At 51.6% G+C, this 20,179-nt stretch carries 16 protein-coding genes, 2 tRNA genes and 3 rRNA genes; 14 read left to right on the top strand and 7 right to left on the bottom strand.

The features are described from left to right. Nucleotides 1–52: 52 nt before the first annotated feature. From MLAB_RS08845 to MLAB_RS08835, 3 genes are all read right to left on the bottom strand, one after another. Nucleotides 53–1,291, bottom strand: a complete 1,239-nt coding sequence (locus tag MLAB_RS08845) for an ABC transporter substrate-binding protein (RefSeq protein ID WP_011834034.1) — start codon at nt 1,289–1,291, stop codon at nt 53–55. After that, a complete protein-coding gene (locus MLAB_RS08840) occupies nt 1,292–3,271 on the bottom strand; it encodes an Nramp family divalent metal transporter (protein WP_011834033.1) in 1,980 nt (659 codons plus the stop codon). It abuts the gene before it with no gap. Nucleotides 3,272–3,376: 105 nt separating this feature from the next. Next, nucleotides 3,377–4,348: an ROK family protein gene (locus MLAB_RS08835; protein ID WP_011834032.1), complete on the bottom strand. Its 972-nt coding sequence runs from the start codon at nt 4,346–4,348 to the stop codon at nt 3,377–3,379. A gap of 68 nt (nt 4,349–4,416) precedes the next feature. Between MLAB_RS08835 and MLAB_RS08830 the strand changes: the two genes are divergently transcribed. The 14 genes from MLAB_RS08830 to rrf all read left to right on the top strand — a co-directional run bounded on the left by MLAB_RS08830 (nt 4,417) and on the right by rrf (nt 16,723). Continuing rightward, nucleotides 4,417–5,025: a DUF2975 domain-containing protein gene (locus tag MLAB_RS08830; RefSeq protein WP_187146120.1), complete on the top strand. Its 609-nt coding sequence runs from the start codon at nt 4,417–4,419 to the stop codon at nt 5,023–5,025. A gap of 2 nt (nt 5,026–5,027) precedes the next feature. After that, nucleotides 5,028–5,231, top strand: a complete 204-nt coding sequence (locus MLAB_RS08825; protein ID WP_011834030.1) for a helix-turn-helix domain-containing protein — start codon at nt 5,028–5,030, stop codon at nt 5,229–5,231. Between the two features lie 74 nt (nt 5,232–5,305). Then, the gene (nadX, locus tag MLAB_RS08820) at nt 5,306–6,064 is read left to right on the top strand and encodes an aspartate dehydrogenase (protein WP_011834029.1); all 759 of its coding nucleotides are present in this window, start codon (nt 5,306–5,308) and stop codon (nt 6,062–6,064) included. After that, nucleotides 6,061–6,963, top strand: coding sequence for a quinolinate synthase NadA (gene nadA / locus MLAB_RS08815; RefSeq protein WP_011834028.1), 903 nt, complete (start codon nt 6,061–6,063; stop codon nt 6,961–6,963). The genes nadX and nadA overlap by 4 nt, the downstream gene beginning before the upstream one ends. Then, nucleotides 6,964–7,791, top strand: coding sequence for a carboxylating nicotinate-nucleotide diphosphorylase (nadC, locus tag MLAB_RS08810; protein WP_011834027.1), 828 nt, complete (start codon nt 6,964–6,966; stop codon nt 7,789–7,791). It abuts the gene before it with no gap. Continuing rightward, on the top strand, nt 7,792–8,025 hold the full coding sequence (locus MLAB_RS08805; protein WP_048062130.1) for a hypothetical protein: 234 nt from the start codon (nt 7,792–7,794) through the stop codon (nt 8,023–8,025). It begins immediately after the preceding gene. Further along, a complete protein-coding gene (locus MLAB_RS08800; protein WP_011834026.1) occupies nt 8,022–8,519 on the top strand; it encodes a GNAT family N-acetyltransferase in 498 nt (165 codons plus the stop codon). Before MLAB_RS08805 ends, MLAB_RS08800 begins: the two co-directional genes overlap by 4 nt. Nucleotides 8,520–8,653: 134 nt before the next feature. Beyond that, nucleotides 8,654–10,255, top strand: coding sequence for a hypothetical protein (locus MLAB_RS08795; protein ID WP_011834025.1), 1,602 nt, complete (start codon nt 8,654–8,656; stop codon nt 10,253–10,255). After that, nucleotides 10,252–10,857 carry an RPA family protein gene (locus tag MLAB_RS08790; protein WP_011834024.1) on the top strand — a complete coding sequence of 202 codons (606 nt, stop codon included), beginning with the start codon at nt 10,252–10,254 and terminating at the stop codon, nt 10,855–10,857. Before MLAB_RS08795 ends, MLAB_RS08790 begins: the two co-directional genes overlap by 4 nt. A 476-nt stretch (nt 10,858–11,333) precedes the next feature. Further along, nucleotides 11,334–12,800, top strand: a 16S ribosomal RNA gene (locus MLAB_RS08785). Between the two features lie 152 nt (nt 12,801–12,952). Then, nucleotides 12,953–13,025: transfer RNA gene (locus tag MLAB_RS08780), tRNA-Ala, on the top strand. A gap of 345 nt (nt 13,026–13,370) precedes the next feature. Beyond that, nucleotides 13,371–16,288: ribosomal RNA gene (locus tag MLAB_RS08775) — 23S ribosomal RNA — on the top strand. Between the two features lie 234 nt (nt 16,289–16,522). Further along, a tRNA-Cys gene (locus tag MLAB_RS09775) sits at nt 16,523–16,594 on the top strand. A gap of 7 nt (nt 16,595–16,601) precedes the next feature. Further along, nucleotides 16,602–16,723 (top strand): 5S ribosomal RNA (gene rrf / locus MLAB_RS08770). The 16S, 23S and 5S rRNA genes sit together here with 2 tRNA genes alongside, the layout of an rRNA operon. A 471-nt stretch (nt 16,724–17,194) precedes the next feature. On the opposite strand, the gene MLAB_RS08765 is transcribed toward rrf, so the two are convergent. The 4 genes from MLAB_RS08765 to thiM are packed head-to-tail and all read right to left on the bottom strand — an operon-like array spanning nt 17,195 to nt 20,168. Continuing rightward, nucleotides 17,195–17,836 (bottom strand): phosphoribosylanthranilate isomerase, encoded by a 642-nt coding sequence (locus MLAB_RS08765; protein WP_011834023.1) that lies wholly within the window; start codon nt 17,834–17,836, stop codon nt 17,195–17,197. Then, nucleotides 17,826–18,752, bottom strand: a complete 927-nt coding sequence (locus MLAB_RS08760; protein WP_011834022.1) for a class I SAM-dependent methyltransferase — start codon at nt 18,750–18,752, stop codon at nt 17,826–17,828. Before MLAB_RS08760 ends, MLAB_RS08765 begins: the two co-directional genes overlap by 11 nt. Next, the gene (gene thiE, locus MLAB_RS08755; RefSeq protein WP_011834021.1) at nt 18,745–19,377 is read right to left on the bottom strand and encodes a thiamine phosphate synthase; all 633 of its coding nucleotides are present in this window, start codon (nt 19,375–19,377) and stop codon (nt 18,745–18,747) included. Before thiE ends, MLAB_RS08760 begins: the two co-directional genes overlap by 8 nt. Then, on the bottom strand, nt 19,374–20,168 hold the full coding sequence (gene thiM, locus MLAB_RS08750) for a hydroxyethylthiazole kinase (RefSeq protein ID WP_011834020.1): 795 nt from the start codon (nt 20,166–20,168) through the stop codon (nt 19,374–19,376). Before thiM ends, thiE begins: the two co-directional genes overlap by 4 nt. Nucleotides 20,169–20,179 lie beyond the last annotated feature (11 nt).

Below are 20,179 nucleotides of genomic sequence, written 5' to 3'. Positions count from 1 at the left end.
CTATGTTGGCGGGATTACTACTTGATATTTCCGAAGAAGATACCAAAAAAGATCAGTGGGAGGAGGTGCCGTGAGCCGAGGATATCGCAGCCGCTTTCTTCTCGAAGGTCAGGACCTCTCTCCACGGTAGATCGACCCATTTGCCGTTTTGAAGCCGCATAACATCATACGACGGATAGGCATCTCCTTTTTCGTCGAAGACGATCGTTCCGGTAAGGCCGACATGTCTGATCAGGTCGAGACCTTCCCTGATGCCGTCCGCCGTGTATCCGCTGTGTTCGATTGCCTGGGACACCACGATCATCGTGTCGTATCCGTAGATCGAGTCGCGGGTCATCATCGCTTCTCCGAAGGTTTCTTCGTAATGCTCTTCGTATGAGGGGTCGGAGATCCTTCTCGCCTGGGAAAAACCGATGAGGCCTTCCGAGTATTCACCGACTTCCTGAGGGACCTGCCGGTTGGTCACCATGTCCGAGCCAAACCAGGTCGGGTCGAGTCCCTCCTTTTCTGCGGCCAGCATGATCTCTATGCACTGGCTCGGGTTTACGATCAGCAGAACGGACTGGGGGTCGGTTTTCTTCATTTCGGCAATGATCTCGGTCGTGTTCACCGTATTAGAGTCGGGGACCGATATGGCGGAGACGATATGCATATCCGGATAGGAACTGTTGGCTTCGTTCATGAAGGCGTATTTGAGACTTTTTCCGTAACTGTTGTCGAGACTTATCATCATCACATTCTGCGTTTCGTTTCTGCCGCCGATGATCTTCGCCATGCCGGCGCCGAGATAGAAGTCGGAAGAGACCGTTCGATATACGTAATTGCCGTATGCCGAGAGACCGGCAGATGTTGCCGATGGAGAGATAAGAACGATCTCGTATGACTCCGCATACGGGGCAAGGGCAAGCGTCACTGTGCTTGTCAATGCGCCGATCACAACTGGGACTCCGCTTTCTTTGATCGCTTTGAACTGGGCTTTTGCGAGCGTGACGTTTCCTTTGTTGTTGTAGTATTCGACCCGGACCGGGACGCCCCGGATGCCGCCTTCATCATTGATGTCTTCGACCGCGAGTTCGATTCCCCGCATATATTCGATGCCGAACTCTGCCATTTCTCCTTCAAACGGCATGGAAACCGCGATGATCACTTCGTCTTTTGGAAACGGCGTGGTAATGATCGTGCCAAACGGGTGGAATGCGACGATGAACATGATGACCGTGAGGGTGATGAGCCCGATGGTAATGTACTTCGCCGATTTCGTTTTCGGCGGTTTTTCGTGATGATGGGACATTTACTTTTCCTCCCTGATATTCACGTCAGTTTCCTTTCCAGTATCTTCATTGGTTTTTTGTTTTCCGCCGAACAGTCTGCCGGTTCCGGCAGCAAACACGAGGTGATCCTTCGCAAAATACGCAAACAGCGCTACTCCGAGAGTATTGACGATCGTGATCGGCAAAAACGTGCTTGCGATGATCGCGATGATTTCATCAATCGTCTGCGTACCCATGATCAGTCCGCATCCCGGCACGATGACGAGGAGGTGGATCCATTCGATGATGACGGTTAAAAGGGCCGCTTTGAAGACGGTGATCCTTCCCTGCCACCAGCGGACGGCAAACCCTGCGATAAGACCGGCCGCGAGAATGGCGAGCGAACAGCCGACAGCGGTCGGTCCGCCCTGGGCGAGCCGGTAGATGCATCCGATAAGGCCTGCAAGTCCGCCGACGATCGGCCCGCCTAAAAGTCCGGCAACGATCGGTCCGATCGCGCTGAAGTTGAAGATAAGGCCGTTAACGTCGATTCCTCTGAACACGCCGTAAATCGAAAGCCCGCCGCCTAATATGACCGTCCATACCTTATCGGGGAGGGTCGCAGCTCCGCTGACGAGCTTTTTGAACATCTCCGTTTTGGTAAAAACGAAGAGCACCACAACGATCACGAGCATACGTTCGATCAAGGGGATGCCGTTTTGCAGGAACGAGGCCTCGATCAAAAGCGCGATGTAGATCGAAAGTCCGCTGCCGACTGCCATGATGGCCATCCAGACTCTGGACCCTTTTGCATACTTCGGCAGTCTGCTGTCCAGATAAATGACGATAAAGCCGAAGATACCAAACAGGATCGCCGAAAGCGCCGAGATATCCCGGATTACCGTCATCGGATTTGCAATGAGCATGGCAAAAATAATCACGCCGGTAAATACGAGGAGCACGATCTGGTAGAGCTTAAACTCGTTCGGCAGTTTTACCCTGCTGTCTTCTCCAAGGTGAAGGACTACTTTCGCAAGCGCCCGTGCCCGGGCATCCATACCCACGACGACCGCTCCAAAGAAGATGACCGCCACAAACATCAAAAACAAATAGGGTCCGTAGGGGATCGAGCCGAAAATATAGAGGACCTGCGTGATCAGCGTATCAAGCGTGATCTCCGCTCCGTGCGGCATGAAGGATACGGCATATCCTGCATATCCGAGGAACATAAAACCGATCGTGATGATCGCGACGATCACGAATCCGGTTATCACGTCGACATTCACACTGCGGATGTATTTTCGGAAAAAAGATTCGTTTAGCAGATTGCATTCCTGTTCGTCTTCCGAGTGGATCTTCGTTTTCTGGGATAGCCAGACCGAATAGAGCATGAGGTTCAGTCCTGACCCGACCACTCCCAGAATTGCGAGGATCGCCATCTCCGACCCGGTTGGGATCGTAGGTTTCAAACCTTCGAGGAGAAGAGTAACGGAAAACGGGAACTGGGTGAGGGCGGCGAGAACGACGACTGCAAGTACGCTGACCAAGACGGCCATGACCGGTTCGAGGATCGCGTATGAACTCGATCTGATAACCACGAGCGTTAGCAACAGGAGGAAAACCGCTATCAGAAAGACCGAGTAGATGCCGGGAAGAAGATAGTCTAAAAATGTTGCAGCGAAAACGAGCATCGCACCGACCGCAAACATCTCCATGAGATAGGAGCCGATGATCAGGTACGAACCCCAGTTTTTCGGGCCGGGCAGACGGTTCAGCGCATCGAAGATGGTCAGGTTCGTCGCGAGCGTATATCGCGCGATCCCGTTGGTGAATGCATATTTGAAAATGAGAGTGATGACAACGACCCAAATCAGGGCCGGCCCGTAATGGGCCCCTATCTCGATTGCCTCAGTAACTCCCGCTTCGCCGGCTGCGGTTATCGCGAGAAGAAGTCCTGGTCCAAAGAACACGAAGTAGTTTTGAAACCATTTTCGAAAGCGGGTAAATACTGAGTCTTTCATTGATTCTATCTAATTTTGCAGGTCTGAGGTTATATACTCTTGGAGTTAGTTACTGGGAGGGGCAGCCAGAATATGCCGATCTTTTTCGTTTTTCCAGAAATACCGTCATAATTTCCTGCGTTCAAGCGCTTTGAACGCAGAGACCGACGCGCCGAGCAGAGGGCCCTTTCCCTCGAGAGCGGAGATCCGGATCTCGGGAATCGTGAGGTAGTGATCGATGTATTCGGTCATTCTTCCGGCAATAAGCGACGGATAGTTTCTGACGATGGGTCCGTCCATTACGATGAGATCGGGATTGTAGGCCGCAATCACCGAGGAAATGCCCCGCCCGTTTATTTTTGCGAGTTCATCGCAGAAAGAGCTAAACAGCGGGTTTCCCCAATTCCCGATGTAGAGGATCTGTCCTGCATTCAGCGAGGATTTCGGTTCGGAATCGCCGCGAGCCTCTCTCCATGCCTGGAAAAAGTTTGGGATGCCCGTTCCGCTCGCGTAGGCTTCCCAGTGTCCGGTCCCTCCGCATCCGCAGGGGAGATTCCAGGTCGTGTCCACGAGAAAGTGGCCGGCCTCTGAGGCATTTCCGTTCGAACCGCACAAGAGTTTTCCCCTCTCCAGGACTCCTGCCCCGATCCCGGTGGAAAAGGTCAGATAGACGAGCGTTTCCGCATCCTTTGCCCCGCCGAAGTAATACTCGCCAAGGACGCCCGCTTTGCAGTCGGTCATCATCGTAACCTGGATGCCGAACCTTTCCTCCAGTGGTCCGGCAAGAAAGATCTGTTCGCATTTCATATTGGGCGAACCGACGACCGAACCGGTCTTCAGATCGACGGGTCCCGCGGTGCTGACGCCGATCGCTTTGGGCGTAATTCCCGAAGTTTCGCCGAGATCCTCGATCATACTGCAGATCAGCAACCGGATATCCACGGCGCTTTGGCAATCTTTGACCTCATTTTGGGAAAATGCCTGGATCTCTCCCTCTTCATCTATGATTCCTGCACGCAGATGCGTCGCTCCCAGATCGACTGCGGCAACATACGAATGATCATCCATCGTACTGCTAGATGTGCTTTCGTTGCTCATCAAGTACTCCGTCACGCGGCTGTTTATTTTATGTCGATTATATTTTATCGATAAACGATAATTTATTAATGTCGTGCAGCAAATATGTGAGTGTGACGAGTTTAATGAATGCCACCCAGACAAAAATAGAAAAAAGCGCACGTATTGCAGATATCGTTTTAAAGATCGCCCGTATCCTTGGATGGATCGTTATTGCATGTATGATCCTCCTTCTCGGCGCGGCCGCGGTCATATATGGAATCGCCGGTCCGGAGCTGTTTAGCGACGTTCTTGCCTCCGAAAATGCGACCATCCTCTCCGCCGGCGGCGAATCCGTTTTAACCGTCGGGATGATCCCGGGACTCATCGCATTGTTCTCGATCGTCTCCTTTGTGTATATGGGACTGTTTATGGCGATCCTTATCATCGCCGGACGCATCTTTTCCGGAATCCGCAAGACGCTCCTTCCGTTTACCGAAGAAAATGCCCAGCATCTCAAAACCATCGCCGTTCTGATTGCCGTAATCTCCGTTGTTCCGGCATTCATCGAAGCGATCGGCGAGGCAATCATCGGCTTTTCGATGGACATGTTCTACTTCAGCATCGAAGGCCTGGTCCTTGCATTCGTCGTGTATTCCCTTGCCCACATCTTCGAGTACGGCCTGAATCTTCAGGAACAGGCGGATGAGACCCTCTGATCATGCCGATCATTCTCAGACTCGATCGCGTAATGGCGGACAGAAAAATGTCTCTTGGCGAACTTGCGGAAAAGGTCGGCATCACCAATGCCAACCTTTCCAAAATCAAAACCGGCAAGATCGCCGCTATCCGGTTTTCGACGCTCGAAGCGATCTGCCGGGTCCTCGACTGTCAGCCGGGAGATATCCTGGAATATCAAAAATGACCCCCTCTTTTTTCCACGTCCCGTGCAGACGGCACAATCCTTAACTATCTATAATCCGAAACTCTGTACTAATTATGATTACCGTCGGGCTTTTAGGGTGCGGAAATATCGGTCACGTGATCGCAAAGAGTCAGGAAAACTTCAAAATTACTGCAGTATACGATGTGGTTTTTGAACGTGCAGAGGCATTCGGCAGAGAGTTCGGCGCATCCCCCTACTCGGATTTTTCCGAATTTCTGAAAGAGCCGACCGATATCGTCGTCGAGGCGGCATCCGTTGCGGCGGCCACGTCCCATGCAGAGAGTATTCTTCTTGCGGGAAAAGATCTTGTCATCATGAGTGTAGGAGCACTTGCAGACATCTCTTTCCGCGAAGAACTCATCCAGACCGCCCGCGAGATGAAGAAAAAGATCCACATCCCATCAGGCGCCATCATGGGACTGGACAATATCCGCGTCGGACAGATCTCGTCGATCGACAAGTTCGTGCTCCGCACAACGAAAAATCCCAAATCCCTTTCGCGTGAGGCCGAGGAAAAGACCTGTATCTTTACCGGCAAAGCCTACGACTGCGTCCACCAGTATCCGAAGAACACGAACGTCGCCGAGTCCCTTTCGATCGCCTGCGGCAGAGATGTGGATGTCGAACTGTGGATGGATCCGAATGAGGACCGGAACATGCATGAGATCTTCTTCGAAGGAGAGTTCGGCGAGGCATACATACGCGTCAGAAACGTCCCGTCCCCGGATAATCCGGCAACGAGTTATCTTGCGGCCCTTTCGATCCTCTCGCTTTTGAAAAATCTTGACAATCCGCTGGTGATAGGCGCATGAACTATGAAAAAGAGATCAAAAAGCTCGCCGCCGAAAAAGGCGCTTTGATCCTTGCACACAATTATCAGCCGGCCGAGATCCAGGATCTTGCCGACATCACCGGAGACTCGCTCGAACTTGCCCGCAAGGCAAAGGAAGCAAAGGAGTCGACGCTTGTCGTCTGCGGCGTCTACTTCATGGCCGAGACGGCAAAGATTCTCTCGCCGGAAAAGACTGTTCTAATCCCAAGACCGGACGGCGGATGCCCGCTTGCCGATCAGCTGAACCCTTCAGCGGTTCTTGCAGCGAAAAAAGCCCATCCCGGTTCGCCGTTTGTTGTGTACGTGAACTCGAATGCGGCAACCAAAGCGGAGTGCGATATCACCTGCACGTCCGCAAATGCCGCGGATGTCGTCCGTTCCCTTAAGGAAGATACGATCCTGTTTGGTCCGGATGCAAATCTCGCGGCATATGCCCAGCGTCTCGTACCTGAAAAAACGATCATCCCCGTCCCGCAAGACGGCGGCTGCCCAACTCACCACCAGTTTTCCGTCCGGGACGTGGAAGCGGCGAGACGCGAGTATCCGAACGCGACGATCATCTGCCATCCGGAATGCTCTCCCGACGTTCAGCTCGCATCCGATCTGGTCGGCTCGACCGGGTACATGATCCGCAGATGCGGCGAAAAGAAAGAGTGGGTGATTCTGACGGAGAAAGGGATCATCCATCCGTTGCAGAAAAAGTATCCGGACACCATATTCCACGGTATCGATACGGCGGTCTGTTCAAACATGAAACTGATCACGAAAGAGGATCTCTACATCACGCTTAGGGACGGCGTCGTTCCGATCCAGGTGCCGGAAAGCATCGCGGACCGGGCCCGCCTTGCGATCGAGCGGATGATCGGGGCATCGGCATAAATGATCCCGACCGACCAGCTTCTCTCGTTCGTTGCCGAGGACGTTTCCGCAGGCGATATCACGACCCTTGCCCTTCTGGAAGACAATGTGGTCTCGGCCCATATCGAGGCACGTGAAGAGATGGTCGTATCCGGCATAGAAGAGTGCGAATGGCTGTTTAAAAACGCCGGGGTTTTTACCGAGGTCCTGGTCAAAGACGGTTCGACGGCCCATGCGGGCGAGAAGATCCTCGACCTCAAAGGCTCGGTCCATGCGATCCTCTCTCTCGAGCGGACGTGTCTCAATCTTCTGGGTAGAATGAGCGGCATCGCATCTTCTGCGGCGAAGGCGTCCCGTCTCGTTTCGGTCGTGAATGATCATGTCAGGGTCGCCGGAACGAGGAAGACGGCTCCCGGCCTCCGCTTTTTCGATAAAAAAGCCCTGATCGCCGGCGGTGCTCTTCCTCACCGATACACGCTTTCGGATCAGTTTCTCATCAAGGATACCCATCGGACGATGATGCCGGTCGATGAGGCGATACGCAAATGCCGGGAATATTCCGATAAAAAGGTGGAGTGCGAGGTCGAGTCTTTAGAGGATGCTCTTCTTGCGGCAAAGACCGGCGCCGACATCATCATGTTCGACAACATGACTCCGGAACTTATCCGCGAAGCGATCGCCGCTCTCGAGGAAGCAGGCCTTCGCGGGGAAGTGACTTTGGAGATCTCGGGCGGCATCACGCCGGAGACCGTCGATAAATACGCCGGTCTCGATGTGGATGTGATCAGTATGGGGGCGCTGACCCATTCGGTCCGCTGTGCGGATGTGAGTTTAGAGGTTGATATATAAATGCAGGTTGAGACGAAAGCAGCTCTCGCTCTTTTCGCCGGATCGATCCTGCTGACTGTCGTGTTTTTCCTTCTGGGATTGCCGTTCTTCTTCCTGTTCCTCTTCGTGCCGCTGTTTCTGTTCTTTCCGGGCAAACGTTCGCGGAAGGTGTGTCCGGTCTGCGGTGTGGTCTCATCGAACGATTCGGCGTACTGCCGGGTGTGCGGGGCAAAACTGGAGGATTCTAAAGTATGACGATGGAATGTACTATTCGAGAGATGCAGGACTATGACTGGCCGCGGGTCAGCGGGATTTACGAGCAGGCGCTGCTGGAAGGGATCTCGACGTTTGCAACGGTATGTCCGACTTTTGAAGAGTGGGACAAGGCACATCTCAAAGACTGCCGCTACGTCATGCTTGCGGACGATATGGTTGTCGGATGGTGCGCTGTTTCCCCGACTTCTTCCCGGGAGGCCTACAAAGGCGTTGTGGAGGTGAGTATCTACTTCGATAAAGCGTTCCGGGGGATGGGCCTTGGTACAAAACTGCTGGATCATCTCTGCAGGGAAAGCGAAGCGAAAGGATACTGGTGTTTGTTTGTGAACATTCTGTCGATCAACACCGCAAGCATCAATCTCCACAAAAAGTGCGGGTTCCGGGAGGTAGGTTATCGGGAGCGGATCGCAAAAGACCTTTTCGGCGTGTGGCAGAATACGATCGTCATGGAACGGCGAAACGGTATCAGTTAGATCCGTTTATCTCTATTTTATATCACCGCTCTCATTCAATGGGAACGGGGTTTTTGTTCAAACCCGGGGCATTATCGCACCACGCGGTAAGGGGTTTATATCATTACAAATCAATCTCTTAACCGGAGATCAAAATGGACGCACAGCAGATCCAGCAGATTACCGACAGAATCTCCCAGAACCTAGTGTCCAAAGGAGTTTCGCCGGACAAGCAAAACATTTCTGAGAAACTTACCCTCTACATCAACGAGTTTGGTGTGGTGCCGTTCGAAGCTGAACGCAAAGTGCTCTCCGATCAGTATAAGCAGTATAATATTCCCGAAGAGGCCAAGCAGGCATCCGGTTCGCCGGCGGGCGACATCGTCAATATCGCCGATATCCAGCCAAATGACTGGGTGACGGTCGAGGTCAAGGTCGTATCTCTGCAGACCCCGAATTCTCCGGCGATCGCGCAGAGCGGGATCTTTGCGGACAGTACAGGAGCCGTACGTTTTGTCGTTTTTTCCAAAGCCTCGGAGCTGCCGAAGCTCGAACTTGAAAAGTGGTATCGTATCGAATCGGCGGTCGTTGATTCTTTTAAGGGCGTTCCGAATCTGAAACTCCACTCGGGTTCCCGCGTTACGGAGATCGAGGATGACCGGTGCCTGGTTCCGTCCGAGCCGACGAAACTGCGTGATCTGAAGCCGGGCGTTGTTTCCTGCGTTCACGTGAAGTTTATCGAGGAGTGGGAATCCAGAAGCGAACGTATGATGCAGAGCGGCCTTTTGGCCGATGAATCCGGAAGGACCAAGTTTGTTTTGTGGCAGGATCCTGAAAAGGAGAAACTCGTTCCGGGCGCTGTATACAATATCTTCTATGCGAGCGTGGATGAGTACAACGGGAGACTTTCCCTGGCGCTGAATTCGGCCGTCTGGATCCAGGATGAAGATGCCGAGATATCCGTTCCGATTTCTTCAGGCAGTTCTGCGCCGAAAGAGCCTCTTCCGATCTCTTCGATCCGCGATCTGAAAGTCGGCTATGCCTCTCTTCGCGTCAAGTTCGTCGAGGAGTGGGAGTCGAAGAGCGAACGTATGATGCAGAGCGGTCTTGTCGGCGATGAGTCCGGCAGGATCAAATTTGTTTTGTGGCAGGATGATTCCAAGGAACGGCTGGAACTCGGACGCGTGTATGAGATCATCAACGCGAAGGTGGATGAGTTCAACGGCCGTCTTTCTATCAGTCTGAACCCGGCGACGTATTCTGCGGCCGAGCCCGAGGCGGATATCGCTGTCGGGACGCGTCTTGATGAGGTGGTCGGGACCATCGTTCAGGTTTCGAAAGGTTCCGGTCTTGTCCGGCGATGCCCGGTCGAGGGCTGCAACCGTGTCCTTTCCCGGCAGAACTTCTGTCCGGTCCATGAGATCCAGAACGCTTTCCATTACGATCTTCGGATCAAGGGTGTTGTAGATGACGGCCGGCGGGCATATAATGTTCTTATAAACCGGGAGGTCACCGAGGCACTTTCCGGTATGACGATGGAACAGGCGATTGAGATCGCCTCGAACAGTCCCTTGGGTCTTGAGGAGATCCAGGCGGTTCTTACCGAGAAGCTGTGCGGACGATATGTGAAATGTATGGGCAACGAGTTCGACGGCAGGATTCTGGTGAAGTCTGCGGAGTTCATTCATCTCGATCCGACAGTCACTGCCGAACTTATGAATCGGGCCGGGGCTGCTGCAGGAGGTAACAACGTATGAATTCGAATAATGTGCCAAACGGGCAGTTCATGTCGTATGAACGTGAGCCGGCAAAGCGCGTTTTCGCCGCTGAACTGCGCGAGGCTACAAAGACCATCAAGGATACCGAGGATGAAAAGAGTCCGGTGTATCTTTTGCTGCCGACAGGTGAGCGGTGTAACCGTGTTCTGATCGCCGGGACGATAACGCAGAAGGACAAGGTCGGTGATCAGAATATTTTGTACCGTGCGCGTGTTTCCGATCCGACCGGGATATTCTATATCAACGCGAGTTCGTATCAGCCTGAGGCGATGCATCAGCTTGCTAAGATCGATACGGCGAATCCGTCGTTCGTGGTGGTTGTCGGGAAGCCGAATGCCTACACGAATCCTGAGGGTAAAACCCTGATTTCCGTGCGTGCCGAGTCGATTCTCGTCGTTAATCAGGAGATCCGCGATCTCTGGGTCCAGGATGCGGCACGATCTACCCTTGATAGAATGGATGCGCTTTTGTCGGATTCTCCGTCTGCGGATGTTCTTCTCGCGCGTGAGACATATCATTTTTCGCCGGAGCACTGGAAAAAGATGGTTTTTGATGCTCTTTCGCGGATCATGCAGCTGTGATTCCCATCAATCCTTTCTTTTTTGAAACATCATTCCGTTTGGTTTATATGCCTGATTGGCTAACATTATTACCTCACAAGTCAACTGATCTCTGAGCGACACAATCCGGGAATTTTTCCCGGACGCCGCCTCACTGTTTCGGTGGGTTTATAAGTGATTGGGGGTAATTATGTTACCTCGCAAGGCTCACGAACTGAGCTCCAAGAACCGGGCAAGTTGCTTGCCTGCGTTCCGGGAAGTCGGTTCGAAGACTATATAAGCATTTGATGCGAATATGGTAGAGCTGTTTAAGTGGAGGACAAAACGCGAATCATCCGGTTGATGCCGGAGTGATTGTTGGTCCTGACGTTGGAATTGTGGCGATGCGGACATTCATTGAAATGACCGCTGATTCCTTTCATACGGTTGTGTTTTTGTGATTATGTCGTAGAAACAACAACTGTGTGCCTATAAGAAAGAAAAGTAAAAAAATAGTAATTCTGGTTGATCCTGCCAGAGGCCATTGCTATCAGGGTTTGACTAAGCCATGCGAGTCGAGAGGTGTAAGACCTCGGCATACTGCTCAGTAACACGTGGTTAACCTGCCCTAAGGTGGAGAATACTCCCGGGAAACTGGGGCTAATGCTCCATAGTGGATATGTCCTGGAATGGTATATCCTCGAAAGATCCGTCGCCTTAGGATGGGACTGCGTCCGATTAGGTTGTTGGCGGGGTAACGGCCCACCAAGCCTTTTATCGGTACGGGTTGTGGGAGCAAGATCCCGGAGATGGATTCTGAGACATGAATCCAGGCCCTACGGGGCGCAGCAGGCGCGCAAACTTTACAATGCGAGCAATCGTGATAAGGAAACCCTGAGTGCCTGTCGATGCAGGCTGTTCATATATCTAAATCATATGTGAAGAAAGGGCAGGGCAAGACCGGTGCCAGCCGCCGCGGTAATACCGGCTGCTCGAGTGATGGCCACTATTACTGGGTTTAAAGCGTCCGTAGCTTGACTGTTAGGTCTCTTGGGAAATCTTCGCGCTCAACGTGAAGGCGTCTAAGAGATACCGGCAGTCTTGGAACTGGGAGAGGTAAACCGTACTTCGGGGGTAGGAGTGAAATCTTGTAATCCTCGAGGGACGACCTATGGCGAAGGCAGTTTACCAGAACAGCTTCGACAGTGAGGGACGAAAGCTGGGGGAGCAAACGGGATTAGATACCCCGGTAGTCCCAGCCGTAAACAATGTGCGTTAGGTGTGTCGGTAACCACGTGTTACTGATGCGCCGAAGAGAAATCGTGAAACGCACCACCTGGGAAGTACGGTCGCAAGGCTGAAACTTAAAGGAATTGGCGGGGGAGCACCACAACAGGTGGAGCCTGCGGTTTAATTGGATTCAACGCCGGACATCTCACCGGATAAGACAGCTGAATGATTGTCAATCTGAAGGTTTTACATGACTAGCTGAGAGGAGGTGCATGGCCGTCGTCAGTTCGTACTGTGAAGCATCCTGTTAAGTCAGGCAACGAGCGAGACCCACGCCGACAATTGCCAGCAGCATCTCCGGATGGCTGGGGACATTGTCGGGACCGCCTCTGCTAAAGGGGAGGAAGGAATGGGCAACGGTAGGTCAGCATGCCCCGAATTATCCGGGCTACACGCGGGCTACAATGGACGGGACAATGGGTAACAACACCGAAAGGTGCAGTCAATCTCCGAACCCCGCCCTTAGTTAGGATTGCGGGTTGCAACTCACCCGCATGAATCTGGAATCTGTAGTAATCGCGTTTCACTATAGCGCGGTGAATACGTCCCTGCTCCTTGCACACACCGCCCGTCAAACCATCCTAGTGGGGTTTGGATGAGTCCCTGGTCTTTGCCGGGGTCGAATCTAGGTTCCGTGAGGAGGGTTAAGTCGTAACAAGGTAGCCGTAGGGGAATCTGCGGCTGGATCACCTCCTAAAGAATGATCCAAACACAACCTGTATGACAGAATTAGCATGGTCATTTCAATGAACCGTACAATCGCCACAATTCCAACACATCAATATCATACTCACGCTGTATGGTTTGTTAAACAGTATCTAACAAACGACTGAATATAATGTGTGAGGGGCGCGTAGCTCAGCTGGAAGAGCGCGGCGTTTGCAACGCCGAGGCCTGGGGTTCAAATCCCCACGCGTCCACTCCGTAACCGGCTGTGACAGAATTTCTGTCACCGGTTGCGGTTACCAATGCACCCGGAAACGCGAGTTACCGGGGAAGGGCCGAGAGTCATTGACTCTTTGAGGCTGTGTATAGGTTTTGCATTTGGACGTTAAATGGGTATCAGCGGAACCTTTCTTTACTGAAAGTATATTTGTCGGTATCGACACACTTTAAGAGAGACAAAGGGACCCTGGCAACAGCACATAAGCATGATGCTGCATATTCCATTTACCACAAATAATACATTGTTGTAACAAACAATCATCAAAAACAATCATCGACATACCCTTCGATGTTCCTAGCTTTGGAACATCGAAGAACAAAGAACCTGGTTCTTATGCCGGTTAGTGAATGGTTCGGTTTGAGAGCTGATGAAGGGCGTGCCAAGCAGCGAAATGCCCCGGGAAGACGCAAGGAGTCTGTGATCCGGGGATCCCCTAATAGGACCTCCCCACGATTTATCGTGAATCCGTAAGGATGGGGAACCCCCCGAAGTGAAACATCTCAGTAGGGGGAGGAAGAGAAATCAATTGAGATTACGTTAGTAGAGGCGATCGAACCCGTAATAGTCTAAACTGAATCCCGCAAGGGACATGTAGTGTATGGCCTTCGTTGTAGTATGTGTTTATCTAATGAAAGTAGCTTGGAATGGCTTACCTTAGAGGGTGACAGTCCCGTACGTGGTGGTAAACACAGCTTAGAAGTGTCCTGAGTAGCGCGGGTTGGAATTCCCACGTGAATATGGGGGTCACCTAACCTCCAAGACTAAATACTCCTCAAAACCGATAGCGAAATAGTAGCGTGAGCGAAAACTGAAAAGTATCCCTGAAAAGGAAATGAAAAGTGCCTGAAACTAACCGGTGATCGTGTGTTACGGCGTGCAAGGATCTTCCGATCGAAAGAACCCGTCGCGAGGCGGTAGTATGAGATTGGTTGCCGACGTCGTAACTTACGTTTTGAAGAACGGGCCAAAGAGTGTATTCCGCTGGCGAGGTTAACCGGAAGGGCAGCCGCAGCGAAAGCGACAAGCGCGTAGTTTACCTGGCGCGGCGTACTAATAGTGCGTGGAGTCAACGGGATACGACCTGAAACCTGGTGATCTATGCCTGAGCAGGTTGAAGCGTGCCGAAAGGTGCGTGGAGGACCGCATGCGGTATTGATATGCAAATCATTCGCGTGACTTGGGTATAGGAGTGAAAGATTCATCGAACCGGGTGTCAGCTGGTTCCTCTCGAAACATGTCTAAGCATGACCTCGACCGAGAATGATAGTGAGGTAGAGCACCTATTGGAAATCCCGGGGAAGAAATTCCTCGCTTTCCTGTAAAACTCCAAACTCCCTATCTTTGTAGACGTCGGGCAGTCCGGGCTACGGGGTAAGCTTGTAGTCCGTAAGGGAGACAACCCAGACCATGGTTAATGCCCCCCAATGTAGGCTAAGTGTCAACACTGAATGAAGTCCTAGGTCAAAGACAACTGGAAGGTGAGCTCAGAAGCAGCTATCCTTTAAAAAGTGCGTAACAGCTTACCAGTCAAGATTTAGGGCGCAGAAAATGGACGGGGCTCAAGCCTACTGCAGATACCATGGCGCACGTTTTTGAACGTGATCGAGTAGAGAGGCGTCCTGTATGGGCTGAAGCAGGGGTGTAAGTTCCTGTGGACCGTATAGGAATGAGAATTTTGGCAGTAGTAGAAGCAAAGAATGGTGAGAATCCATTCCGCCGAAGGGGCTAGGTTTCCTCGGCAATGTTCGTCAGCCGAGGGTTAGTCGGTCCTAAGCTGCATCATAAGTTGCATGCAGCAAAAGGGAAACAGGTTAATATTCCTGTACCGTGCGTTAATATACTGACGCATCGGGTTATGCATAGCGGGACCGTCGTCCCGTCCAATCGTATAAACTCTTGGAGTACCGTAATGGTGAGAATTGAGTGAAAGCGTGATGGCGTAAGTGTGTAAACACCTGGTGCCCGTGAAAAGGTAACGCAATGTCCGTACCGAGAACCGACACAGGTGCCCCTAGTTGAAAAGACTCAGGCGTGTCGGAATTATTTGTGGTAAGGGAACTCGGCAAAATGGCTCCGTACCTTCGGAACAAGGAGTGCCTGCCTAGTGATTAGGCAGGTCGCAGTGACCAGGGAGCTCTAACTGTCTAACAACAACATAGCAGACTGCAACTCCGTAAGGACTAGTATAGTCTGTGAATCCTGCCCAGTGCGGGTATCTGAACACTGATTACAATCGGACGAAGGACCCGTAAACGGCGGGGGTAACTATGACCCTCTTAAGGTAGCGTAGTACCTTGTCGCTTAATTGGCGACTTGCATGAATGGATTAATAAGGGCTCTACTGTCCCTACCGCAAATCCGTTGAACCTTTTATCCTTGTGCAGAGGCAAGGGACTCCCATCGGGAAGTGAAGACCCCATGGAGCTTTACTGCAGCCTGTCGTTGACTTACGGTATTACATGCGCAGCGTAGATAGTAGGTGTTAATGCTCATATTCCGGTATGAGTGGAGCCACAGTTGAGACACTATCCTTGTTCTGCTGTAATTCTCACTCATCTTTCATGATGAGGACATCGGTAGGTAGGCAGTTTGGGTGGGGCGCCACACCCTCGAAAAAATATCAAGGGTGCCCTATGGTCAACTCATGTGAGTCAGCAACTCACAGGAGAGTGTCAAGAGCATAAGTTGGCTTGACGTGATTTCGCATAGCAAGAAATCACGAGTGGAAACACGGGTCTAACGAACCAATACGCCTTTTTGGTGAGGGCTATTGACTACAGAAAAGCTACCCTGGGGATAACAGAGTCGTCGCCGGCAAGAGCACATATCGACCCGGCGGCTTGCTACCTCGATGTCGGTTCTTTCCATCCTGGCTGTGCAGCAGCAGCCAAGGGTGAGGTTGTTCGCCTATTAAAGGGGATCGTGAGCTGGGTTCAGACCGTCGTGAGACAGGTCGGTTACTATCTGATGGGAGTGTTCGAAATCTGAGAGCAAGAATGAAATAGTACGAGAGGAACTTTCATTCGTCACCTCTGGTGTATCGGTTGTCTGATAAGGCAGTGCCGAGCAGCTACGTGGCACGAGATAAAAACTGAAAGCATCTAAGTTTGAAACTTCGCTTGAAAAGAGATTTCGTTATAGAGCACCGGTAAAAGACCGGGTTAATAGGCTTGGGATGTACGCACGAAGGTAACGACGTGTTTAGTCCGCAAGTACTAACGCTCAAATCCAGATTCTTAATGAACTGGTATGCCTCGATGATTACACAATGGATGATTGGTTACTTCAATGGAATGCAGTGGTAGATGGACGTCGGCATCATGAAACAATGTGCCTTTGTTCTTTTAGAGAGCCTGTCTACTACCGGCATATATTGCAGTATCCGCTGTGCCCAGACGTTATCCGAATGCAAAACCTAAAAGTATATCCTTTATAAACAGTAACTGCTTATATATTATGCCAGATTACTGTGCCAAGTTGGCGGAGCGGCCACGCGGTTGCCTGCAGAGCAACTCTACTCCCGTTCAAATCGGGAACTTGGCTTGGGGGATCATGCGGCCATAGCAGAGAGGTTCCACCCGGACCCATTCCGAACCCGGCAGTTAAGCTCTCTTACGTCGGCTATTGTACTGAGATATGCGAATTCTCGGGAAGTTGTCAACGCTGCACCCCCCTTATTCTTTTGAAATGTTTAGTGTGTTTTTTGTATTGAGCGTAAGCTTTTTGCGTTTGTAGTATGGTTTTTGTTTTCCGTCATGTTTTATCAGGATACGGTAACGTATCCCGCATACATCAGGCAGGAAAGGAAAAAAGAAATTAAGAACGCAGGGTTTTGAACAGAAACTGTTCTGTATTCTGTAGCTTCCTCCTGGAAACTTACGGAGGCATAGTGTATCTCTCCTCGAGTATGGAAAATCCGTTCCTGAGCATAGGACACTGCATTGATGGTTCTGTTGTCGTACAATCGCGAGACGAGCTGTTGTCGAACTCGCTCTTGAAGCAAAGAAAAAGAATGAAGAACAGACCATTGTCTTCAATCTTTCAGGGCATGGCCTGCTTGATATGACTGGATATGCAAATCACTTCAAAACCTGTAAACAGCCAGTGATTGAAGTCTAATTTTTTTTGGAAAAAGAATGTGAATCAGACGGCAGTATGTGCCGTCTTGACGAATGCTTTCGTCTTCTCGGCATCCCTGACGTCGTTTTTCTTTACGCCGGTGTGGACATCCACCGCGTAAGGGTGAACCCGTTCGATCGCCGCGCCGACGTTTTCCGGGGTGAGGCCGCCGGCAAGGATCACCGGTATCTTTGATGATTCCACGATCTTCGCACTGATGTTCCAGTCATGCGTAAGTCCTGTTCCTCCAAGTTTCTCGGGCGTTCGCGTATCAAGAATTATCGCGTCCGCATAGGCAGCTGCCTGCTCTGCTGCCTCTACGGCTGACATATCCATCACATGGACTGCTTTCAGGATCCGAATATACGGCAGCGTCTCCCGGATGATTGTAATATCCTCCCGGGTAATCGCGTTCTGGATTTGAACAGTGGTGCATCCGGACCGCCGGATGATATCGATAATAGAAGATGCATCCTGCAGATGGGTGACGGCGACCGGTTCCATGAACGGGGGCAGTGTTTTTATCATTGCCGCCGCTTCTTCGGGAGTCACGGCATCCTGGGTGATGTGGGTGATTCCCATCAGAAAACCTACTGCGTCTGTTCCGGCGTCAACGGCACATTTCAGGTCTGCAAAACTTCCGGTGCCGCAGATTTTACATTTCATTGCTTACCTCAATATCGTACACGGCGTGCCAGCTGGTCGGTGAGTAGGAGCGAAGGAATCGTTCGGTGATTTTCGCGTTCGGAAAAGCACGGAGTATGTCTTCATTATGTTCTCCCTCTTTCTCGACAAGCGAGTAAAGGTGGATATGTGCGCCTTTTGCCGCAAGTTTGGCAGCTCCTGCTAAAAAGCCGTATGCTGCGAAGGGCAGGTTCATGATTATGCGGTCAAACTTCAGCGAATCGAGCATTTCCGGAAGATTCATCGCATCCCCGAGAATCGGAACTACGTTATGCAGATGGTTCAATCTGATATTTTTCTGAAGAAGATAAACTGCGGACGGGTTTATATCGTTTGCAACGACAAGCTTCGCCTTTCCGCCGAGCATCACGGGAAACGGGCCGACGCCGGCGAACATATCAAGAATTCTCTCTCCCTCTTTCATGGATGAAAGAATTCTCTGGCGTTCATTCGAAAGTCGTGCTGAGAAGTATGCGGCGGTGAGGTCGATGATCATCCTGTGCCCGTATTCATGATACATCGTCTCGGTTGTGTTTTCTCCCGCAAGAACTCTGAACGTTTTTGTTCTAAACTCCCCCTCAACCGGAGAGGTGGCAAAAAGGGCCGTGTGGGCCGAAGGCCGCGCTGCGAGAATCTTTTCCGCTCCCGCGATATCTTCCTCCTGAAGAACGACGATCCCGCCGATCTGTTCGTGGCGGGGAAGTTCTTCCCGGATGCCTGTGGTGGAAAACTCTGCCTGAAGGCTGGTCTCTTCCAGAACTGGAACAAGCAGATGTCCGTCCTCGACATACGGCCGAAGGCTTCGGTCTGCCTTTCCTTCGGCAATCAGTTTCCTGCGTCCCTCTTCTCCTTCGCGAACCGGGATCCGCACGCACCACTGCATGACTTTTTCACTCATTCTTTGCACTCCTGATCTTTTGACACAGATCTTCCGCAGCTTTTGTAATATCCGGGGCACTCACAACGGCGGATATGACGCATATCCCGTCTAATCCTGCTTTGATGACTTCCGGAATATTGTCGCAGTTGATGCCGCCGATTCCAAGAACTGGGATATCTTTTTCGACAGCCTGTCTTACTGCGGAAATACAGGAGATCCCATGGCCGGTTCCGGCATCGGGTTTTGATCCGGTTGAAAAAACCGGACTCACCGCTACATAATCCGCTCCGTCTTTGACCCCTTTCAACGCCTCTTCAACCGAGCCGATCGATATGCCGATGATGAAATTCTCCGGAACAAGGCGTCGTACGACATCGACCGGTAGATCGCTCTGCCCCAGATGAACGCCGTCCGCTTTCGAGGCGAGGGCGATATCCAGCCGGTCGTTGACGATGAAGAGGGCTTTGTCCTTGGTGATCATGCGGATTTTGACTGCTTCGGTGAAGAGGGATGCGGAGTCCATATCCTTATCGCGAAGCTGAATCACGTTGGCCCCGCCGTCGACTGCAAGCTTTGCTATCTCTGCATGGGAATATCCGTTCGAGAGATTCTCGTCGGTTACCACATAGAGATCATACTTCATTGATACTCGGAAATCCTCGCAGATTTGATGAACTGCTCATTGGTAAGTGAAGTGACCGCATCGAAGAATGCCGGCTTGAACGAGCCGGGACCTTTGGCGGTTTTTGCTGCTTCTTCGCCGGCAATGCCGAGTGCAGCCATCGCGGTTATACAGCCGTCCATAGAATCGGAAACTGCAGCGCAGGCTCCGCAGACCGCGCTCGCCATACAGCCGGTTCCGGAGATTTTTCCCATGATTGGAACGCCGTTCAACACGCCGGCGATGCGTTTCCCGTCACTTATGATATCCTCTGCTCCGCTTATGACAACGGTGCATCCGTATTCTTTTGCTAAACTGTGTGCGATCTCTTTTGGATCTCCGGAAATATTTCCGGAATCAACTCCGCGGACCGTTGCCGAGACGCCGGCGAGGGTTCCGATCTCCCCTGCGTTTCCTTTGATAACTGCGAGGGGGAACTCGTTCATAAACCTCTCCGCGGTTTGTGTGCGATAGAGGGTCGCCCCGGCGCCCACAGGATCCAGAACGATGGGAATCCCGCATTTCTTTGCTTCGTTTGCCGCGGCAATCATTCCTTCGATCTGTTTTTCATCGAGCGTTCCGATATTCAGAACAAGAGCGCTCGCTATTTTTATCATATCTACAACATCTTCGGGCGCGTGTGACATAACGGGCGATGCGCCGAAACAAATTGTCATATTTGCGCAGTCATTTACGGTAACATAGTTGGTTATTTGATGAACCAGGGGATTTCTCTCTCTGACAAGGTCCAGAATCTGAGCGTATTTCTGCATATGCCTGAATA

Origin of the sequence: Methanocorpusculum labreanum Z, assembly GCF_000015765.1 — an archaeon.
In the GTDB taxonomy this organism is placed as follows: Archaea; Halobacteriota; Methanomicrobia; order Methanomicrobiales; family Methanocorpusculaceae; genus Methanocorpusculum; species Methanocorpusculum labreanum.
The sequence above is the reverse complement of the archived record's forward strand: the minus strand, read 5'-3'. Positions and strand labels throughout refer to the sequence as shown.